The following is a 13597-nucleotide window of genomic DNA, read 5'->3' as shown; positions in this document are numbered from 1 at the left end:
AGGCCGGAAATTCACCGAGTGGACGTCTCGCCGAAACCCGGGCCGGGCGACCGGCGTTCGGGCGCCCGCTCAGGCGGCGGCCGGGTGCGCGGCCGGCGCGTGGGTGAGCAGCACGTGCACCCACACGGCGAGCAGCACCCCGGACGACACGGCGCGCTCGGCCGCGTGGCTGAGCGCCAGCGCGGCGCCCGCGGCGACGAGCGCGGTGCCGGCCACCAGCAGGGCGGCGGGCAGCACGTCCGCGGGGCGGGGGCGGTTCATCGTGGTCCTCCCTCGTGGTCGACGAGGCACCACGATGCAACCTCCCGCTGCGGCAGGTTCAAGCGTTCGTTCGCCGACGGGCCCCGAATCCGCCGACGGCCCCGGAACCGGCCCGGGTCAGCCGAGCGCCACCCGCCGCCACGCCGCCTCCCCGGCAGCCACCGGCGCCGGCCCGAAGTCGTAGCGCAGCCGGTCCGGTCCGAGGGCGAGCAGCGAGATCGAGGACGAGCCCCAGATCCGCCCGTCGCCGAAGTCGCGCCGCTGGACGAGCGCCGCGTCGTCGTCCGGCGCGAGCCCGTCCCCGGAGACGACCGGCAGCCAGGCGCCCCACGCGTCCTCGACGGTCCCGGCGCCGCCCGGCTCGGGCCGGGGCTCGGCCTCGAAGCGGGCCCGGGAGTGCGCGGCGCGGGCGGCCATCACGGCGCGGATCCGCTCGGAGGTGGTCCGGCTGTGGGCGCGGCCCTCCAGGCCGTCGTTGAGCACGACGCTCAGGCCGGTGGGCAGGTGGTGCTCGACCAGCCGCCCGTCGCCCCAACTGGCCACCCGGGCGCCGTCGGGACCGGCCAGCACGAGGTGGAACGGGTCGTACGGGGTGAGGTCGAGGTGGCCGACGCCGCCCTCGCGCACGGCGGTGAGCGGCAGCCGGCCGCGGGAGAGCCGCGTCTCGGCGGGGGCGAGCGGCCCGAAGCCGTTGAGCAGGCAGGCGGCAGTGCGCCGCCCGGGGTCGGCGGCGAGCCAGGTGCCGCCGGCGGCGAGGTCGAGCCCGCCGACCAGCCCCGGGTGCTCCGGCCAGTGGTGGGCCGGCGGGAGCCAGCGGCGCCCGAGGTACTCGTCCCGGACGGAGAGGAGCAGGACGGGCACCGCCGACCCCGGCTCGATGCTGACGAACGCCGTACACACGATCCTGTCCCCCGGTTTTCGCTCTGTTCAGCGATCCTCGCACGCCAGTTCTCTTACCGGAACAGCGGTGGGGGCCCGGAAAGTGGCCCAGGAACGCCGCACGTGAATGCACCAGGCGGTAGGGCCACTCCGTCCCTAGGCTGGTGATCATGACGACGACGAACGAGACCGCGGCGCACGGGACCGCAGAGGGCGCGGACGCGCCGGTCCCCGCGCCCGCTCAGCGCCTCGCGATGCACCGGCTCGCCCCCGAGTACTACTCCGCGATGATCGCCGTGGACCGCGCCTCCCGGACCGGCCTCGACCCCCGGCTCGCCGAGCTGGTCAAGGTCCACGCCTCGATGATCAACGGCTGCGCCTTCTGCATCGACATGCACGCCACCGACGCCGTGCAGGGCGGCGAGCAGGACCACCGCCTGATCTCGCTCCCGGCCTGGCGCGAGACCCCGTGGTTCACCGCGAAGGAGCGCGCCGCCCTGGCGCTCACCGAGTCCGTCACCCTGCTGACCCGGGGGCACGTGCCGGACGCCGTCTACGACGAGGCCGCCGCCCACTTCGAGGAGGCCGAACTCGCCCAGCTGATCGCCCTGATCGCGACCATCAACGCCTGGAACCGGATCGGCGTGACCTCGCGCCTCAGCCCGGCCGCGAAGTGAGGGGAACCGCCGTGACGAGCCAGCAGGACAAGGCCCGGCTCCTGCACGAGTTGCACCGCGCCGGCGAGCCGCTGGTGCTCGCCAACGCCTGGGACGCGGTGAGCGCCCGCCTGGTCGCCGACGCCGGCGCCCGGGCCGTCGCGACGGCCAGCGCGAGCGTCTCCTGGACGCTCGGCAGCCCGGACGGCGGCGGCGCCGACCGCGACCTGGTGCTGGCGCAGACCGCGCTGGTCGTCCGCGCGGTGGAGCAGCCGGTCACCGCCGACCTGGAGAGCGGCTACGCGCGGACCGCCGCCGGGGTCGGCGAGACGGTGACCGCGCTGCTCGGCACCGGCGCCGTCGGCGTGAACCTGGAGGACGAGGGCCGTCCGCTCGACGAGGCGGCCGAGCGGATCGCGGCGGCCCGGGCGGCGGCGGACGCGGCCGGCGTGCCGCTCTTCGTGAACGCGCGGACCGACGTCTTCCTGCACCAGCTCGGTGAGCCGGAGGGCCGGCTGGACGAGGCGGTGCGCCGGCTGCGGGCCTACGTCGAGGCAGGTGCGGACGGCGTCTTCGCCCCCGGCGTGGCGGACCCGCAGACGATCGCCGCGCTGGTCCGGGCGGTCCCCGCCCCCCTCAACGTCCTGGCCGCGCCCGGCTCGCCGTCCGTCCCGGAGCTGGCGAAGCTCGGCGTCGCGCGGGTGAGCCTCGGTCCCGGCCTCGCCAAGGTGGCGTTCGCGGCGGTCCGCCGGGCCGCCGAGGAGGTGTACGCGAGCGGCACGTACACCGCCCTCGACGGCGGGCTGACCTACCCGGAGCTCAACGGGCTCTTCCAGGGCTGAACGCCGTTGCCGGCGACGGCGGACGGGCTGACCGCACGGGGGTCGGTCAGCCGATCTGCCCGCTGAGCCCGGGGTGGGTCATCTGGTTGGTCCCGATCTTCTCCACCTCCTGGGCGGTGTGCCCGACCACCGGCAGCTGGCCGGCGGTGTGGATGGCGAGGTCGGCGGGGGAGACGGTGAGGCCGTCGGTGAGACCGCCGGTGGCGTCCGGGGAAGCGGCGGTCTGGCTGGTGGCGGAGGCGGCGGGCGCGGCGAGCGCGAGGCCCGCCATGGTGAGGGCGGCCAGGGTGGCGAGTTTCTTCATGCCCTGCCGAACGACCCGGGCCGCCCTCGGGTAACCGGACGGCTCAGACCGTCACCCTCAGGGTCCGCACGCTGTTGCTGACGAACGAGGCGATCGGCTCCGGCTCCGCGCCCTCCGCGTCCTCCGCGAGGGCGAGGCCGGGGAAGCGCTCGAACAGGTGGCGCAGCGCCGTCTCCGCCTCCAGCCGGGCCAGCCCGGAGCCGAGGCAGAAGTGCGGCCCGTGCCCGAGCGACAGGTGCCGGTTGGGCCGGCGGGTGAGGTCGAAGGCGTCGGCGTCCTCGTGGTGCCCGGAGTCGCGCCCGGCCGCCGCGTACGAGGCGAGCATCGCCTCCCCGCGCCGGATCACCACGTCCCCGACCTCGATGTCCTCGATCGCGTACCGCAGCGGGAACTGCCCGACCGGGGAGTCGTACCGCAGCGTCTCCTCGACCACCGCCGACCACGGCTGCTCGCCGTCCAGCACCAGCCGCAGCTGCTCGGGGTGGGCCAGCAGGGCGCGGACGGCGTTGGTGATCAGGTTGAGCGTGGTCTCGTGCCCGGCGACCAGCATCAGCAGCAGCGTGCCGACGAGTTCGGCCTCGCTCAGCCCGTCGCCGGCCTCGCGCGCGGCGATCAGGTCGGTGGTCAGGTCGTCGCCGGGCTCGGCCCGCTTGGCCGCGACGACGGACGCGAGCAGCGCGTTGAGGTCCCGTTGCGCGGCGACGGCGGCGGCCGGGGTGGCCGAGCTGGAGACGAGCGTGTCGGACAGCTCGTGCAGGTCGTCCTGCTGCTCGACGGCGAGGCCGAGCAGTTCGCCGATCACCTGCATGGGCAGCGGGTACGCGAAGTGCGCGCGCAGGTCGAACGGGCCCTCCAGCTCGGCGACGGCGTCGAGCAGGGCGACGGCCCGCGCCTCGATCGCGGGCGCCAGGTCGGCGATCCGGCGCGGCGTGAAGGCCTGGCTGACGAGCCCGCGCAGCCGCCGGTGGTCGTCGCCGTCGGCGGTGACCATCCCGGGCACGGTGACGAAGTTGAGCAGCGGCCAGCCCTCGGGCAGCCGGCCCTCCCGGAAGTCCGTCCACAGCCGGGCGTTCTTGCCGACGCGCGGATCGGCGAGCAGCGCCTGGAGCGTGTCGTGGTGGGTTATCGCCCAGACCACCACCCCGCCAGGGAGCTCCACCAGGACCGCCGGGCCGGCGTCCCTGAGCCGGGCGTTCTCGCTGTGCTGGTCCCGTCCGAAGGGGTCGAGTCGGACGGGCCGGGGGCCGGTTCCTCGGGGAGCGTCGGCGGTGTCCATGCGGGCCTCTCGGGGGCGGGCGGTCGGGGCGGGGTGAAGGCGCTGTAGAGCACCGGCAGGCTGAGCAGTGCCCGCGACCACGGGGAGGGACGCCAGGCCAGTTCGACCGGCGGGACGGCGAGCTGGAGGTCCGGCAGCCGGTGCAGCAGGGTCTCGACGGCGGTCTCGACGATGATCCTGGCCGGGTGCTGCGCCGGGCAGACGTGCTGGCCGGCGCCCCAGGCCAGGTGGGCGCGGTTGCCGCCGAGCGAGCCGTGCGCGGCGGCGGCGACGCCCTGGGCGGCCGGGTCGGCGTTGGCGGCGGCCAGGCCGAGCACGAGCATGTCGCCGGCGCTGATGTACTGGCCGCCGAGCACGGTGTCGGTGGTGGCCCAGCGGCCGGGGAAGTTCTGCGTCGGCGGGTCGCGCCAGAGCACCTCCTCCAGCGCGTCGGAGACGGTGAGCCGGCCGCCGGTGAGGGTGGCCCGGAAGCGGCGGTCGGTGAGCAGCAGCCGCAGCGTGTTGCCGGTCCAGTTGATGCTGGTCTCGTTGCCCGCGACCAGCAGCACCACCAGGTGGTGCACCGCCTCCTCGTCGGTCAGGCCGGCCGGGTGGGCGAGCAGCCAGGAGGTGAGGTCGGCGCTCGGGGCGGCCCGGCGGCGGCGCACCAGGTCGACCAGGATGGCCTGGAACTCGGCGTTGGCGCGCACCGATTCGGCGCCGCTGTCGACGAAGTGGCTGATCAGCTCGATCAGCCGGGGGCCGGCCGCGGCGGGCAGGCCGACCAGCTGGGTGAAGACCAGCAGGGGCAGCGCGCGGGCGTACTGCGCGACCAGGTCGGCGGTGCCGTCCGGGCCCCAGCTGTCGATGAGTCCGTTGGCGGCGGCCTCGGTGGTGCCGCGCAGCTGGTGGTGGTCGATCTGGGCGAGCGTGTCCGCGACGGCGGCGCGCAGCCGCTGGTGCTCGGCGCCGTCCAGGTTGAGCAGGGTGGGGCGCCACGCGGTCATCGGCAGCAGCCGGGAGTCGGCCGCCAGCCGGCCCTCGGCGGGCACCCGCCAGCGGCGCGAGTCCTTGGAGAACAGCGTCTCGTTGCGGGTGAGTTCGAGCAGCTCGGGGTAGCCGAGGACGAGCCAGGCCTCGACCCCCGGCTCCAGCTCGATCGGCGCGACCGGTCCGTAGCGGGCGCGCAGCCGGGCGTACAGGCCGTGCGGGTCCTCGGCGACGGCGGCGCCGTACAGCGGCGTCAGCGGGCCGCCGGCGGGCACTCCGGCGGGCAGGCCGCCGCCGTGGCCGACGGGGCACCCGGACGTGGTCGGCGGTTCGGGCGCGTTCATCCTTGGAGCTCCAGCACGGACGTCCGGTGCAGGTGGTCCACGAAGTCGATCAGCAGGTCGTAGGACTGCCGCCGGTCGCGCGCGTCGCAGTAGAGGATCGGCACCTCGGGCAGCACGTCGAGCGCCGAGCGCAGCTCCTCCTCCGGGTAGGTCGGCGTGTCCGGGAAGACGTTGACGGCCACCGCGAACGGGATCCGCTGCTCCTCCAGCCGGCCGAGCACCTCGAAGCTCTCGTCCGGCCGGCGCAGGTCGACCATCGCGATGGCGCCGAGCGCGCCGCGCGACAGGTCCTCCCACAGCGGCCAGAACCGCTGCTGCCCGGGCGTGCCGAACAGGTACAGCGCGAGCCGCGGGTTGAGCGTGATCCGGCCGAAGTCCAGCGCGACCGTGGTCGTCGTCTTGTCGCCGCGCCCCGCGAGGTCGTCGACGCCGCTGCTCGCGGCCGTCATCGTCTCCTCGGTGCGCAGCGGGGTGATCTCGCTGAGCGAGCCGACCAGCGTCGTCTTGCCGACCCCGAACGGGCCGGTGACCAGGATCTTCACCGCCCCTTGGACGGAGGACGGCAGGTACTGCGGGTCGGCGGGCACCTCGGCGGGCACGGCTTCGGCGGGCACGGCTTCAGCGGAGTTGGCGGAGGCCAACGAGCACCTCTTCCAGGAGTGTTGTGGGCAGGCGTTCGGCCTGCGGGACGGGCGGGAGCACCTGCACGGCGCCGAGGTCCCACAGGTCGCCGACCAGCACCTTGACGACGCCGAGCGGCAGCACCAGGTGGGCCGCCACCTCGGCGATGGACAGCAGGCTGCGGCAGAGGCCGAGGATGCGCCGGTGCTCCCGGTTCAGCGGAGCGTGGTCGGGGAGTTCGGGCAGGTCCGGTAAGGCGCTGACCAGACTCTCGACCGCCAGCTCGGGCCGGGTGGAGCGGCTGCGGCCGCCGGTGATGACGTACGGGCGGACCGGCCCGTTCACCGCGGGCCCCCCGCCGCGTGGTCGACCCGCGGCGGGCTGGTGAGGTGGGTGCCGATCCGCTCGACCAGGACCTGCATCTGGTAGGCGACCAGCCCGGCGTCGACCGCCTCGCCGGTTACCACGGCCAGGTGCGCGCCGGCCCCGGCGGCGACGATGAACAGGTACCCGCCCCCGTACTCGATGATGATCTGCCGGGTGGCGCTGGCGGGCCCGCCGAAGCCCACCGCGACCCCGCGCGCCAGCGACTGCAGGCCGGAGCAGGCGGCGGCGAGCCGCTCGGCGTCCTCGCGCACGATGCCCGGGGTGCGGCCGATCTCCAGGCCGTCGTTGGAGACGACGACGGCGTGCTGGACCTCGGGCACGGCGACGATGTCGGCGAGGAGCCAGCCGAGATCAGGGGTGGTGGTCATGGAACTCTCCGGAGCGCTGGGGAAGTCGGGGGGACGCGGGACGGAACGGGTCGTCGTGGGCCTGGGCCCGGGCGGCCGAGCGGCCGCTGGCGGTGCCGGCCTGGAACATCGCCATGAACGCCTGCGCGTCCCGGGCCGAGCGGTACGGCGGCGCGGGCGGCGGAGGCGGGGGAGCGGCGTGCTGCGCGGTCGTGCCGGCACGGTCGCGCCGGTGGCTCCGGCGGGGCAGCGGCGGCGGGGCCGGGTCGCCGGCGGGGAGACCGGCGAAGGGGGGACCGCCGGCGGGGAGACCGGCGGAGGGGGGAGGCCCGGCGGCCAAGGGGGGTGCGAGCGGTGGGGTGTCCAGCAGGGGGTGCCCGCCCACCACGGGGGAGTGGTAGGGGCCGGCGCCGAACACCCGGTCGTCCGGCCCGAGGCCGGGGACGGTCGGCGGAAGCGGTTCGGTGAGCAGCGCGTTCGGCAGCAGCACGACCACGCGCACGCCCCCGTACGGGGAGGGCGCCGAGCTGAGCGTGACCCGGAAGCCGTACTGCTCGGCGAGCCGGCCCACCGCCGCCAGGCCCAGCTGCGGCACCTCGCCCAGCCGGGACACCTCCAGCGTGCTGCCGCCGGCCAGCGCGGCGCCCGCCTTGGCGACGGCCTGTTCCGGCATGCCGACGCCACCGTCGTCGATCTCGATGACGGCGCCGTTGTGCACCGGCATCAGCGTGACGAACACCTGGGTGCTGGGCGGGGAGTAGCGGGTCGCGTTGTCCAGCAGCTCCGCGACGGCGTGGATCAGCGCCTCGGCGGCGGCGCCGACCACGGCGGTCTCGATCCGGCTGCGCACCACGACCCGCTGGAACGGCAGGATGCGCGACTGGGCGCCGCGGACGACGTCCTCCAGCGAGACGGGTTCGGGCCAGTGCCGTCCGGCCCGCGCCCCGCAGAGCACGGCCAGGGTCTGGGCCAGCCGGGCCTGTTGGGCCGCCGCGTGGTCGGCCTTGAGCAGGCCCTCCAGCAGCGCCGGGTCGTCGTGGGTGCGCTCCATCTCGTCGAGCAGGGCCTGCTGGTCGTGGGCCATGACGAGGATCCGGCGGGCCACGCTGAGGAAGGCCCGCTGGGTGGAGGCGGTGTGCTCCTGCTCCTGCTGGACGACGGCCAGTTCCTCGCCCCGGCGGGAGAGTTCGGCGGCCAGCTGCTCCTGGAGCCGGGCGACGTCGCGGCGCAGCCGCTCGGCCCGGCGCCGGTGGGTGACGGAGACCGCGTGGTAGCGGGCGGCGGTCACGAGGGCGAGCGCCGCGAGCACGCCGGCTGCCGTTGCGCACCACTGAGTCATCGTCACGCGGCGAATTCTAGGGCGATGATCCTACGAAGGTGTGAACGGATCTCGCCAAGTGACCGGATCTCGTCAATATCCAGTCAATTCGGCGCCAATCCAACCTCGTTCGCCCCCGACCGGGCCGCCGGGCGACCACACTTCCCCCGCGGTTCCTCCCTACTCGGACACTTCGGACACGTGCGGGATGGCCGAGTCGCGCCCTGGGATGTGTGGGGAACGTGTGCACGGTGTTGCGGACGGGATCACATCCGGTGCAGGAGCAGCAGGGCCACGTCGTCCGGCCGGGAGCGGCGCTCCGTCACGTTCAGGGTCAGCAGGTCCGCCAGCCGCTCCAGCGCGGACGCCGGACCGATCCGGCCCGGACCGGTCTGCCGGGCCCACAGCTCCAGCCCGTCCAGCATCCGCTGCACCGACTCGTCGTAGTCCTCCTCGCGGTCCTCCACCAGCCCGTCCGTGTACACCAGCAGCGTCTCGCCCTCCGCGAGCCGGCCGGTCGTCAGGTCGTAGGGCTGCCCCGGGTCCACCCCCAGCGGCGGGCCGCCCGGCAGATCCAGCTCGACCGCCCTCGCGCCGGCGATCCGCACCGGCGCCGGATGGCCGGCCCGGGCCGCGGTCAGCCGGCCGTCCGCCGGGTCCAGGGTCAGGTAGAGGCAGGTCGCGAACAGCTCGGTGTCCAGCTCGGCCAGCAGCCGGCTGGTCCGCGCCAGGGTGGCCGCCGGATCGTGCCCGTCCGTCGCGTACGCCCGCAGGCCGCTGCGCAGTTGGCCCATCACCGCGGTCGCCTCGGCGTTGTGCCCCTGCACGTCGCCGATCACCAGACCGATCCGGCCGTCCGGCAGCTTCAGCAGGTCGTACCAGTCGCCGCCGATCTGCATCCCCTCGGTGCTCGGCAGGTAGCGGGCGGCGCTCGCGATGCCCGGCAGGCGGGGCAGCGTGCGCGGCAGCATCGCGCGCTGCAGCTCGCCGGCGCGGTGGTGGTGGGTGTCGTACAGCCGGGCCCGCTCCAGCGACTGCGCCAGGATGCCGGCGAACGCCGAGTACAGGGTGCGGTCCTCGCGGCCGAAGTTCCGCTCGGTGGCGAAGGTGATCAGGCACGAGCCCACCTGCCGTCCGGACGCGACCAGCGGCAGCACCGCCCAGGCCGCCGGGCTCCCGGCCGGGCCCCCGGGCGGGCCTCCGGGCGGGCCTCCGGTCGTGCCTCCGGGCGCGCCTCGCCCGGGTTCGCCTCGCCCGGGTTCGCTGAACAGCGGGGCGGAGCGGGTGAGCGAGGACTGCATCACGTCCTCGGACAGGTCCGCCAGCCGGGTCGGCTCCGAGCGGCGCGCGCCCCCGTAGACCGTGTGCGTGACCGGCAGCAGCCGGCCCTCGTCCACCAGGTCCAGCACGATGCTCGCGGCCCCGAACGACGGCCGGGCCACGTCCGTCACGGCGGCGGTGACGTCCCGCACGGTCACCGCCCGCGACAGCGCCCGGGTCAGCGTCAGCAGCAGCGCCGTCCGCGCCGCCCCGGCCTTGTCCTGCCGCGCCGGTCCGTCCTGCGGCTCCTCCTGCCCCGCGCGTTCCCCGGCGAGCGCGTCGCCGTGCTCCGCGAGCAGCCCCGCGACGCGCACCGGCCGGTCGTGGACGTCCAGCATCACCTCGCCGGACTCCTCGACCCGCACCACCCCGCCGCCCCGGCGCAGCACCCGGTACTCGATCCGGTACGGCCCCCCGACGGCCAGCGCCTCCGCCATCGCCGCCCGCACGTCCGGCAGGTCCTCCGGGTGGACGATCCGCTCCAGCTCCGGCGCCGAGCCGTCCGGCGCCACCGGCTGGCCCGTCACCCGGAACGCCTCGGCGTCCCACGCGGTCTCGCCGGTCACCAGGTCCCGCTCGAACGCCCCGTGCCGCGCGGCCCGCGCGGCGAGCGACAGCATCGGGCGGCCCGGTGCCCCGGCCGGCCCCGCCGGAGCCTGCGCGCTCTGCGGCAGTCGGCCGTCCGCGTGATCGAGCAGGTGCGCCAGCCGGTGCGCGCACGCGTCGCCGATCGTCTCCAGCACGTCCAGGTCGCGCAGCGGCACCGTGCCCCGGTGGGCCAGCGCCAGCGCCAGCACCCCGATCGGCCGCTCGTCCACGATCATCGGCAGGGTGATCACCGCGACCATCCCGGTGCCGAGCCCGGCGTCCTCGTTCGGGTAGTCGGCACTCGTGTGCTCGGGCGACAACAGGTACGGCCGCCGCAGCCGCAGCGCCGCCGCGGCCGGCAGGTCGCTGCCCGGATCGATGGTCCCGTACCGTTCGTGCGCCCACCCGGGCAGCCCGTGCGAGGCCGTCAGCCGCAGCATCCCGGCGGAGTCCAGCAGGTACAGCGCGGAACCCTCCCCGGTGATCCAACTGGGCCCGTCGGCGAGGACGGTGGCCAGCATCTCGGCCGCCGTCGTGCAGCCCAGCAATAACCGCACGCAGCGCATCGCACTGCGCACCGCGCGGTTCTCATCCTCGACGGGAGCCATTGATTCTTCATACCCCATTTCCCCACCCCACGAGCCCCCGGCGACCCCCCCACCCTGCCTGCCACGCCCCCACCCCCACCGCCGGTTCCCACCCCCACCCGACCCGCGCGCACTCCGAGCCGGCGCAGCCCCGGCAAGCCCCCGCCCCCGCGCGCCTTCCCCCGGCGCGACGCCTGCCCGCGGGGGCGGTGCTTCTCCCTCCCCCGCGTCCGCGCAGCGGCGCACGGGCACCCCGGCAAGCCCTGTTCGATCGCTCACGCCCCGACCAGCCGGCAGCCCACACTTCCCACGCCGTGCGCCGCCGCGGGGCTTTCGTGCCTCCGCGTCCTTCCCTGCTTCCCCTCCCCTCCCCTCCCCCTTCAGCGGTTTCCGCGTCCGGGGAGGTCGGGGGCGGGTACACCTGCGGGCCCCAGCCGACGCACCAGCACCAGGGTCCGGTCGTCCGCGACATCCCGCGCCACGGTCCGTACGAGCTGCTCCGCCGCGCCGCGCGTGAGCTCCTGCTGCGTGCGGTGGGTCCGCAGCTCCGGCTCCGCAGCGGCCAGCAGCCGGAGCACACCCTCGTCCAGGTCCCGGCCCGGCACCTCCACCAGGCCGTCGCTGAACAGCAGCAGCGAGTCCCCGTGCGCCAGCCGCCCGGTCGACGCCGGGTAGGGGGCGCCGGGGATCAGGCCCAGGGCCGGGCCGCCGTGCGCGGCGAGGTCCCAGCCGCCGCCGTCCGCCCGGCGGAAGCGCGCGGCCGGCGGGTGGCCGGCGTTGAAGAGGCGGTAGTCGCCGGTGGCCGGACGCAGCGCGAGGTGGACCGCCGTCGCGAAGTGGTCGTCCCAGCCCATCCGGACGAGGTGGTCGTTGGCCGCCGGCAGGAACGCCTCCGGCGGCACCCGCCCCAGCAGCATCCCGAAGGCGCCCGACAGGTGCGTGGACCGTGCGGCGGCCCGGCTGCCCTTCCCGGACACGTCCACGAGCAGGAGCTCCAGCAGGTCGTCCTCGGGGCGGTGGGTGCAGAGGAGGAAGTCCCCGGAGAAGGAGGTGCCGCCGGCGGGGGCGAGGGCGCTGTCGAAGTGCCAGTCGAGGAGGCGGTCGGGGAGCCGGGCGAGGGTCCTGGTGTGCTCGGCGAGTTCGAGGAGGATGGAGTCGCCCTGGGTGCCGCGCAGCCCGAGCCGGTGCCGGAAGCGGTTCGCGACCAGCACCGTGGCCCCGGTGGCGGCGAGGACGAGGGTCACCCCGAGCCGTACGCAGTGCGGGTCCTGCAGGGCGGCCCCGAGCGCACTGCCCGCGAGGGCCGCGCACACGAGCACCAGCAACCGCCCGCGCGGCAGCACGAGCCCGCCGACCACGAGCGGCAGCACGAGCGCCGACGGGGGCCAGCTGTACGGCAACGCGAGCGGCAGCAGCCCGAGCACCACCGTGAGCACCAGCAGCACGACGAGCGCGTCCCGCCCGGCCCGAGCGTCCCCGTCCAACAGCCGCCCGTACCACCGCCGCACCCTCCCGACCAGCGCGGGCAACAGGACCTCCACCAAACGGGTGGGCGGTCCCCGGTCATGACCCCCCAGTCAGCCCCGCCACACTAGCCCCCAGCAGAAACGTTCCCTCCGCCCCCACCCCCGAGCCCCCGCACAGGAAGTCGCCCCCGCCGACTTCCCGCGCCTTCCGGACCGCCGCAGCCCGCCCCCAGGTCCTCTCGCGCCCTCGCCAACCTTCCTCCCCCGCATGGGAAGTCGCCCCCGGCCGACTTCCCGCGCCTTCCGGACCGCCGCAGCCCGCCCCCAGGCCCTCTCGCGCCCTCGCCAACCTCCCTCCCCCGCACGAGAAGTCGCCCCCGCCGACTTCCCGAGCCGCCCTCATCCCGCCGCCGCACGGCCCCGGAGCGTTCTCTCCCGTCACGCCAGCTCGCGCGAGAAGTCGGCTCCGCCGACCTTCAGCGCGGCCTCGGTGTCCTGCAGAGGCGCTCCTTCGCCGTGCCGCGCGCCCGATCCCGGCTCTCTCTTGCCCTCCTGCTCGCCGCACTGCGCGAGAAGTCGATCCCGCCGACTTCCTGTGCTCTCCGGATCACCGCAGTCCGTTCCCGGCCCCCGCGCGGCCTCACCTACCTCCCCCTCCCCGCGAGAAGTCGATCCCGCCGACTTTCTATGCACGCTGGGCCGGCAGGGCTCGCGCCAGGCTCTCCGTGCGCTCGCTGGCCTCACTGCGCAGGAGGTCGCCCCCGCCGACTTCCCGCGCGCTCCGGATCAACGCGGCCCGTCCCCGGCCCGCGCACATTTGCCAACCTCTCTCCCCGCACGGAAAGTCGATCCTGCCGACCTTTCGTGCCGCCCTCATCCCGCCGCTGCAGCGCCCCGGAGCGTTCTCTTCCATCACGCCTGCTCGCGCGAGAAGTCGGTTCCGCCGACTTTCAGCGCGCTCTCGGTGTCCTGCAGAAGCGTTCCTTCAGCGTGTCGCGCGCCCCGTTCTTGCCCTCCTGCCCTCTTGCTCGCCGCGCTGCGCGAGAAGTCGATCCCGCCGACTTCTCACGCGCCTCCGGGAACGAGCAGAACCGTTTCATCGCCGCCATGCGCAGAGTGCGCCGCCTCCCCGCCATTTGCACCGCGCGAAAAGTCGGCCCATTCGACTTCCAGCGCGCTGCCGCCTCTGCCGGGCTCCGTGCGCGAGGCGCCAGCCGGGGCGACTTCCCGCGCGGCTTGCCCAGTGCCCCACGGGTCTGCGCCCGCCGCATGAGAAGTCGACCCTGCCGACTTCCCGCGCTGCCACCCGACCCCGTGGCCTCGATCTCGTCCGCACGAGAAGTCGACTCGGCCGACTTTTCGTGTGTTGTGCCCCGGGATTCCAGGGCCCGTAAGAAGTCGACCCTGCCGACTTTTCGTGCGGTCCTCGCGT

Annotated in this window: 13 protein-coding genes; 2 read left to right on the top strand and 11 right to left on the bottom strand. The window is 75.3% G+C overall.

Annotated features, from left to right (window positions below):
* Positions 1 to 69: 69 nt before the first annotated feature.
* Together ACFV4F_RS25235 and ACFV4F_RS25230 are read right to left on the bottom strand one after the other, a co-directional pair.
* The gene (locus tag ACFV4F_RS25235) at positions 70 to 261 is read right to left on the bottom strand and encodes a hypothetical protein (RefSeq protein ID WP_380436858.1); all 192 of its coding nucleotides are present in this window, start codon (positions 259 to 261) and stop codon (positions 70 to 72) included.
* Between the two features lie 117 nt (positions 262 to 378).
* A complete protein-coding gene (locus ACFV4F_RS25230; RefSeq protein ID WP_380505576.1) occupies positions 379 to 1161 on the bottom strand; it encodes an NRDE family protein in 783 nt (260 codons plus the stop codon).
* Between the two features lie 149 nt (positions 1162 to 1310).
* Here ACFV4F_RS25230 and ACFV4F_RS25225 point away from each other — a divergent pair, with 149 nt between their 5' ends.
* Both ACFV4F_RS25225 and ACFV4F_RS25220 read left to right on the top strand, forming a co-directional pair.
* Positions 1311 to 1817, top strand: coding sequence for a carboxymuconolactone decarboxylase family protein (locus ACFV4F_RS25225; RefSeq protein ID WP_380436862.1), 507 nt, complete (start codon positions 1311 to 1313; stop codon positions 1815 to 1817).
* An 11-nt stretch (positions 1818 to 1828) separates the two neighbouring features.
* Complete coding sequence (locus ACFV4F_RS25220) at positions 1829 to 2638, top strand: isocitrate lyase/phosphoenolpyruvate mutase family protein (RefSeq protein WP_380436864.1); 810 nt, start codon at positions 1829 to 1831, stop codon at positions 2636 to 2638.
* Between the two features lie 46 nt (positions 2639 to 2684).
* On the opposite strand, the gene ACFV4F_RS25215 is transcribed toward ACFV4F_RS25220, so the two are convergent.
* From ACFV4F_RS25215 to ACFV4F_RS25175, 9 genes are all read right to left on the bottom strand, one after another.
* Positions 2685 to 2942 (bottom strand): hypothetical protein, encoded by a 258-nt coding sequence (locus tag ACFV4F_RS25215; protein ID WP_380436866.1) that lies wholly within the window; start codon positions 2940 to 2942, stop codon positions 2685 to 2687.
* 43 nt (positions 2943 to 2985) lie between these two features.
* Positions 2986 to 4101 carry a cytochrome P450 gene (locus ACFV4F_RS25210; RefSeq protein WP_380436868.1) on the bottom strand — a complete coding sequence of 372 codons (1116 nt, stop codon included), beginning with the start codon at positions 4099 to 4101 and terminating at the stop codon, positions 2986 to 2988.
* The gene (locus tag ACFV4F_RS25205; protein ID WP_380494031.1) at positions 4065 to 5531 is read right to left on the bottom strand and encodes a cytochrome P450; all 1467 of its coding nucleotides are present in this window, start codon (positions 5529 to 5531) and stop codon (positions 4065 to 4067) included. Before ACFV4F_RS25205 ends, ACFV4F_RS25210 begins: the two co-directional genes overlap by 37 nt.
* Positions 5528 to 6145: an ATP/GTP-binding protein gene (locus tag ACFV4F_RS25200; protein ID WP_380436872.1), complete on the bottom strand. Its 618-nt coding sequence runs from the start codon at positions 6143 to 6145 to the stop codon at positions 5528 to 5530. The genes ACFV4F_RS25205 and ACFV4F_RS25200 overlap by 4 nt, the downstream gene beginning before the upstream one ends.
* Before the next feature lie 4 nt (positions 6146 to 6149).
* Positions 6150 to 6497 (bottom strand): DUF742 domain-containing protein, encoded by a 348-nt coding sequence (locus ACFV4F_RS25195; RefSeq protein WP_380436874.1) that lies wholly within the window; start codon positions 6495 to 6497, stop codon positions 6150 to 6152.
* Positions 6494 to 6907: a roadblock/LC7 domain-containing protein gene (locus ACFV4F_RS25190; protein WP_363648005.1), complete on the bottom strand. Its 414-nt coding sequence runs from the start codon at positions 6905 to 6907 to the stop codon at positions 6494 to 6496. Before ACFV4F_RS25190 ends, ACFV4F_RS25195 begins: the two co-directional genes overlap by 4 nt.
* Entirely contained in the window at positions 6891 to 8225 is a 1335-nt protein-coding gene (locus ACFV4F_RS25185) for a sensor histidine kinase (protein WP_380436923.1), read from the bottom strand. Before ACFV4F_RS25185 ends, ACFV4F_RS25190 begins: the two co-directional genes overlap by 17 nt.
* Positions 8226 to 8470: 245 nt before the next feature.
* Positions 8471 to 10720 carry a SpoIIE family protein phosphatase gene (locus ACFV4F_RS25180; RefSeq protein ID WP_380505573.1) on the bottom strand — a complete coding sequence of 750 codons (2250 nt, stop codon included), beginning with the start codon at positions 10718 to 10720 and terminating at the stop codon, positions 8471 to 8473.
* A gap of 359 nt (positions 10721 to 11079) precedes the next feature.
* Positions 11080 to 12228 carry a PP2C family protein-serine/threonine phosphatase gene (locus ACFV4F_RS25175; protein WP_380505570.1) on the bottom strand — a complete coding sequence of 383 codons (1149 nt, stop codon included), beginning with the start codon at positions 12226 to 12228 and terminating at the stop codon, positions 11080 to 11082.
* Between the last annotated feature and the right edge of the window lie 1369 nt (positions 12229 to 13597).

It is taken from the genome of Kitasatospora sp. NPDC059722 (assembly GCF_042733235.1).
GTDB lineage: Bacteria > Actinomycetota > Actinomycetes > Streptomycetales > Streptomycetaceae > Kitasatospora.
This window is presented reverse-complemented; position numbering and strand designations above follow the sequence as displayed.

Excerpts from the sequence above, each read along its gene's own strand:
- ACFV4F_RS25235 (WP_380436858.1), bottom strand. The coding sequence starts at position 261 with ATGAACCGCCCCCGCCCCGCGGACGTGCTGCCCGCCGCCCTGCTGGTG.
- ACFV4F_RS25225 (WP_380436862.1), top strand. The coding sequence starts at position 1,311 with ATGACGACGACGAACGAGACCGCGGCGCACGGGACCGCAGAGGGCGCG.
- ACFV4F_RS25215 (WP_380436866.1), bottom strand. The coding sequence starts at position 2,942 with ATGAAGAAACTCGCCACCCTGGCCGCCCTCACCATGGCGGGCCTCGCG.
- ACFV4F_RS25205 (WP_380494031.1), bottom strand. The coding sequence starts at position 5,531 with ATGAACGCGCCCGAACCGCCGACCACGTCCGGGTGCCCCGTCGGCCAC.
- ACFV4F_RS25190 (WP_363648005.1), bottom strand. The coding sequence starts at position 6,907 with ATGACCACCACCCCTGATCTCGGCTGGCTCCTCGCCGACATCGTCGCC.
- ACFV4F_RS25185 (WP_380436923.1), bottom strand. The coding sequence starts at position 8,225 with ATGACTCAGTGGTGCGCAACGGCAGCCGGCGTGCTCGCGGCGCTCGCC.
- ACFV4F_RS25180 (WP_380505573.1), bottom strand. The coding sequence starts at position 10,720 with ATGGCTCCCGTCGAGGATGAGAACCGCGCGGTGCGCAGTGCGATGCGC.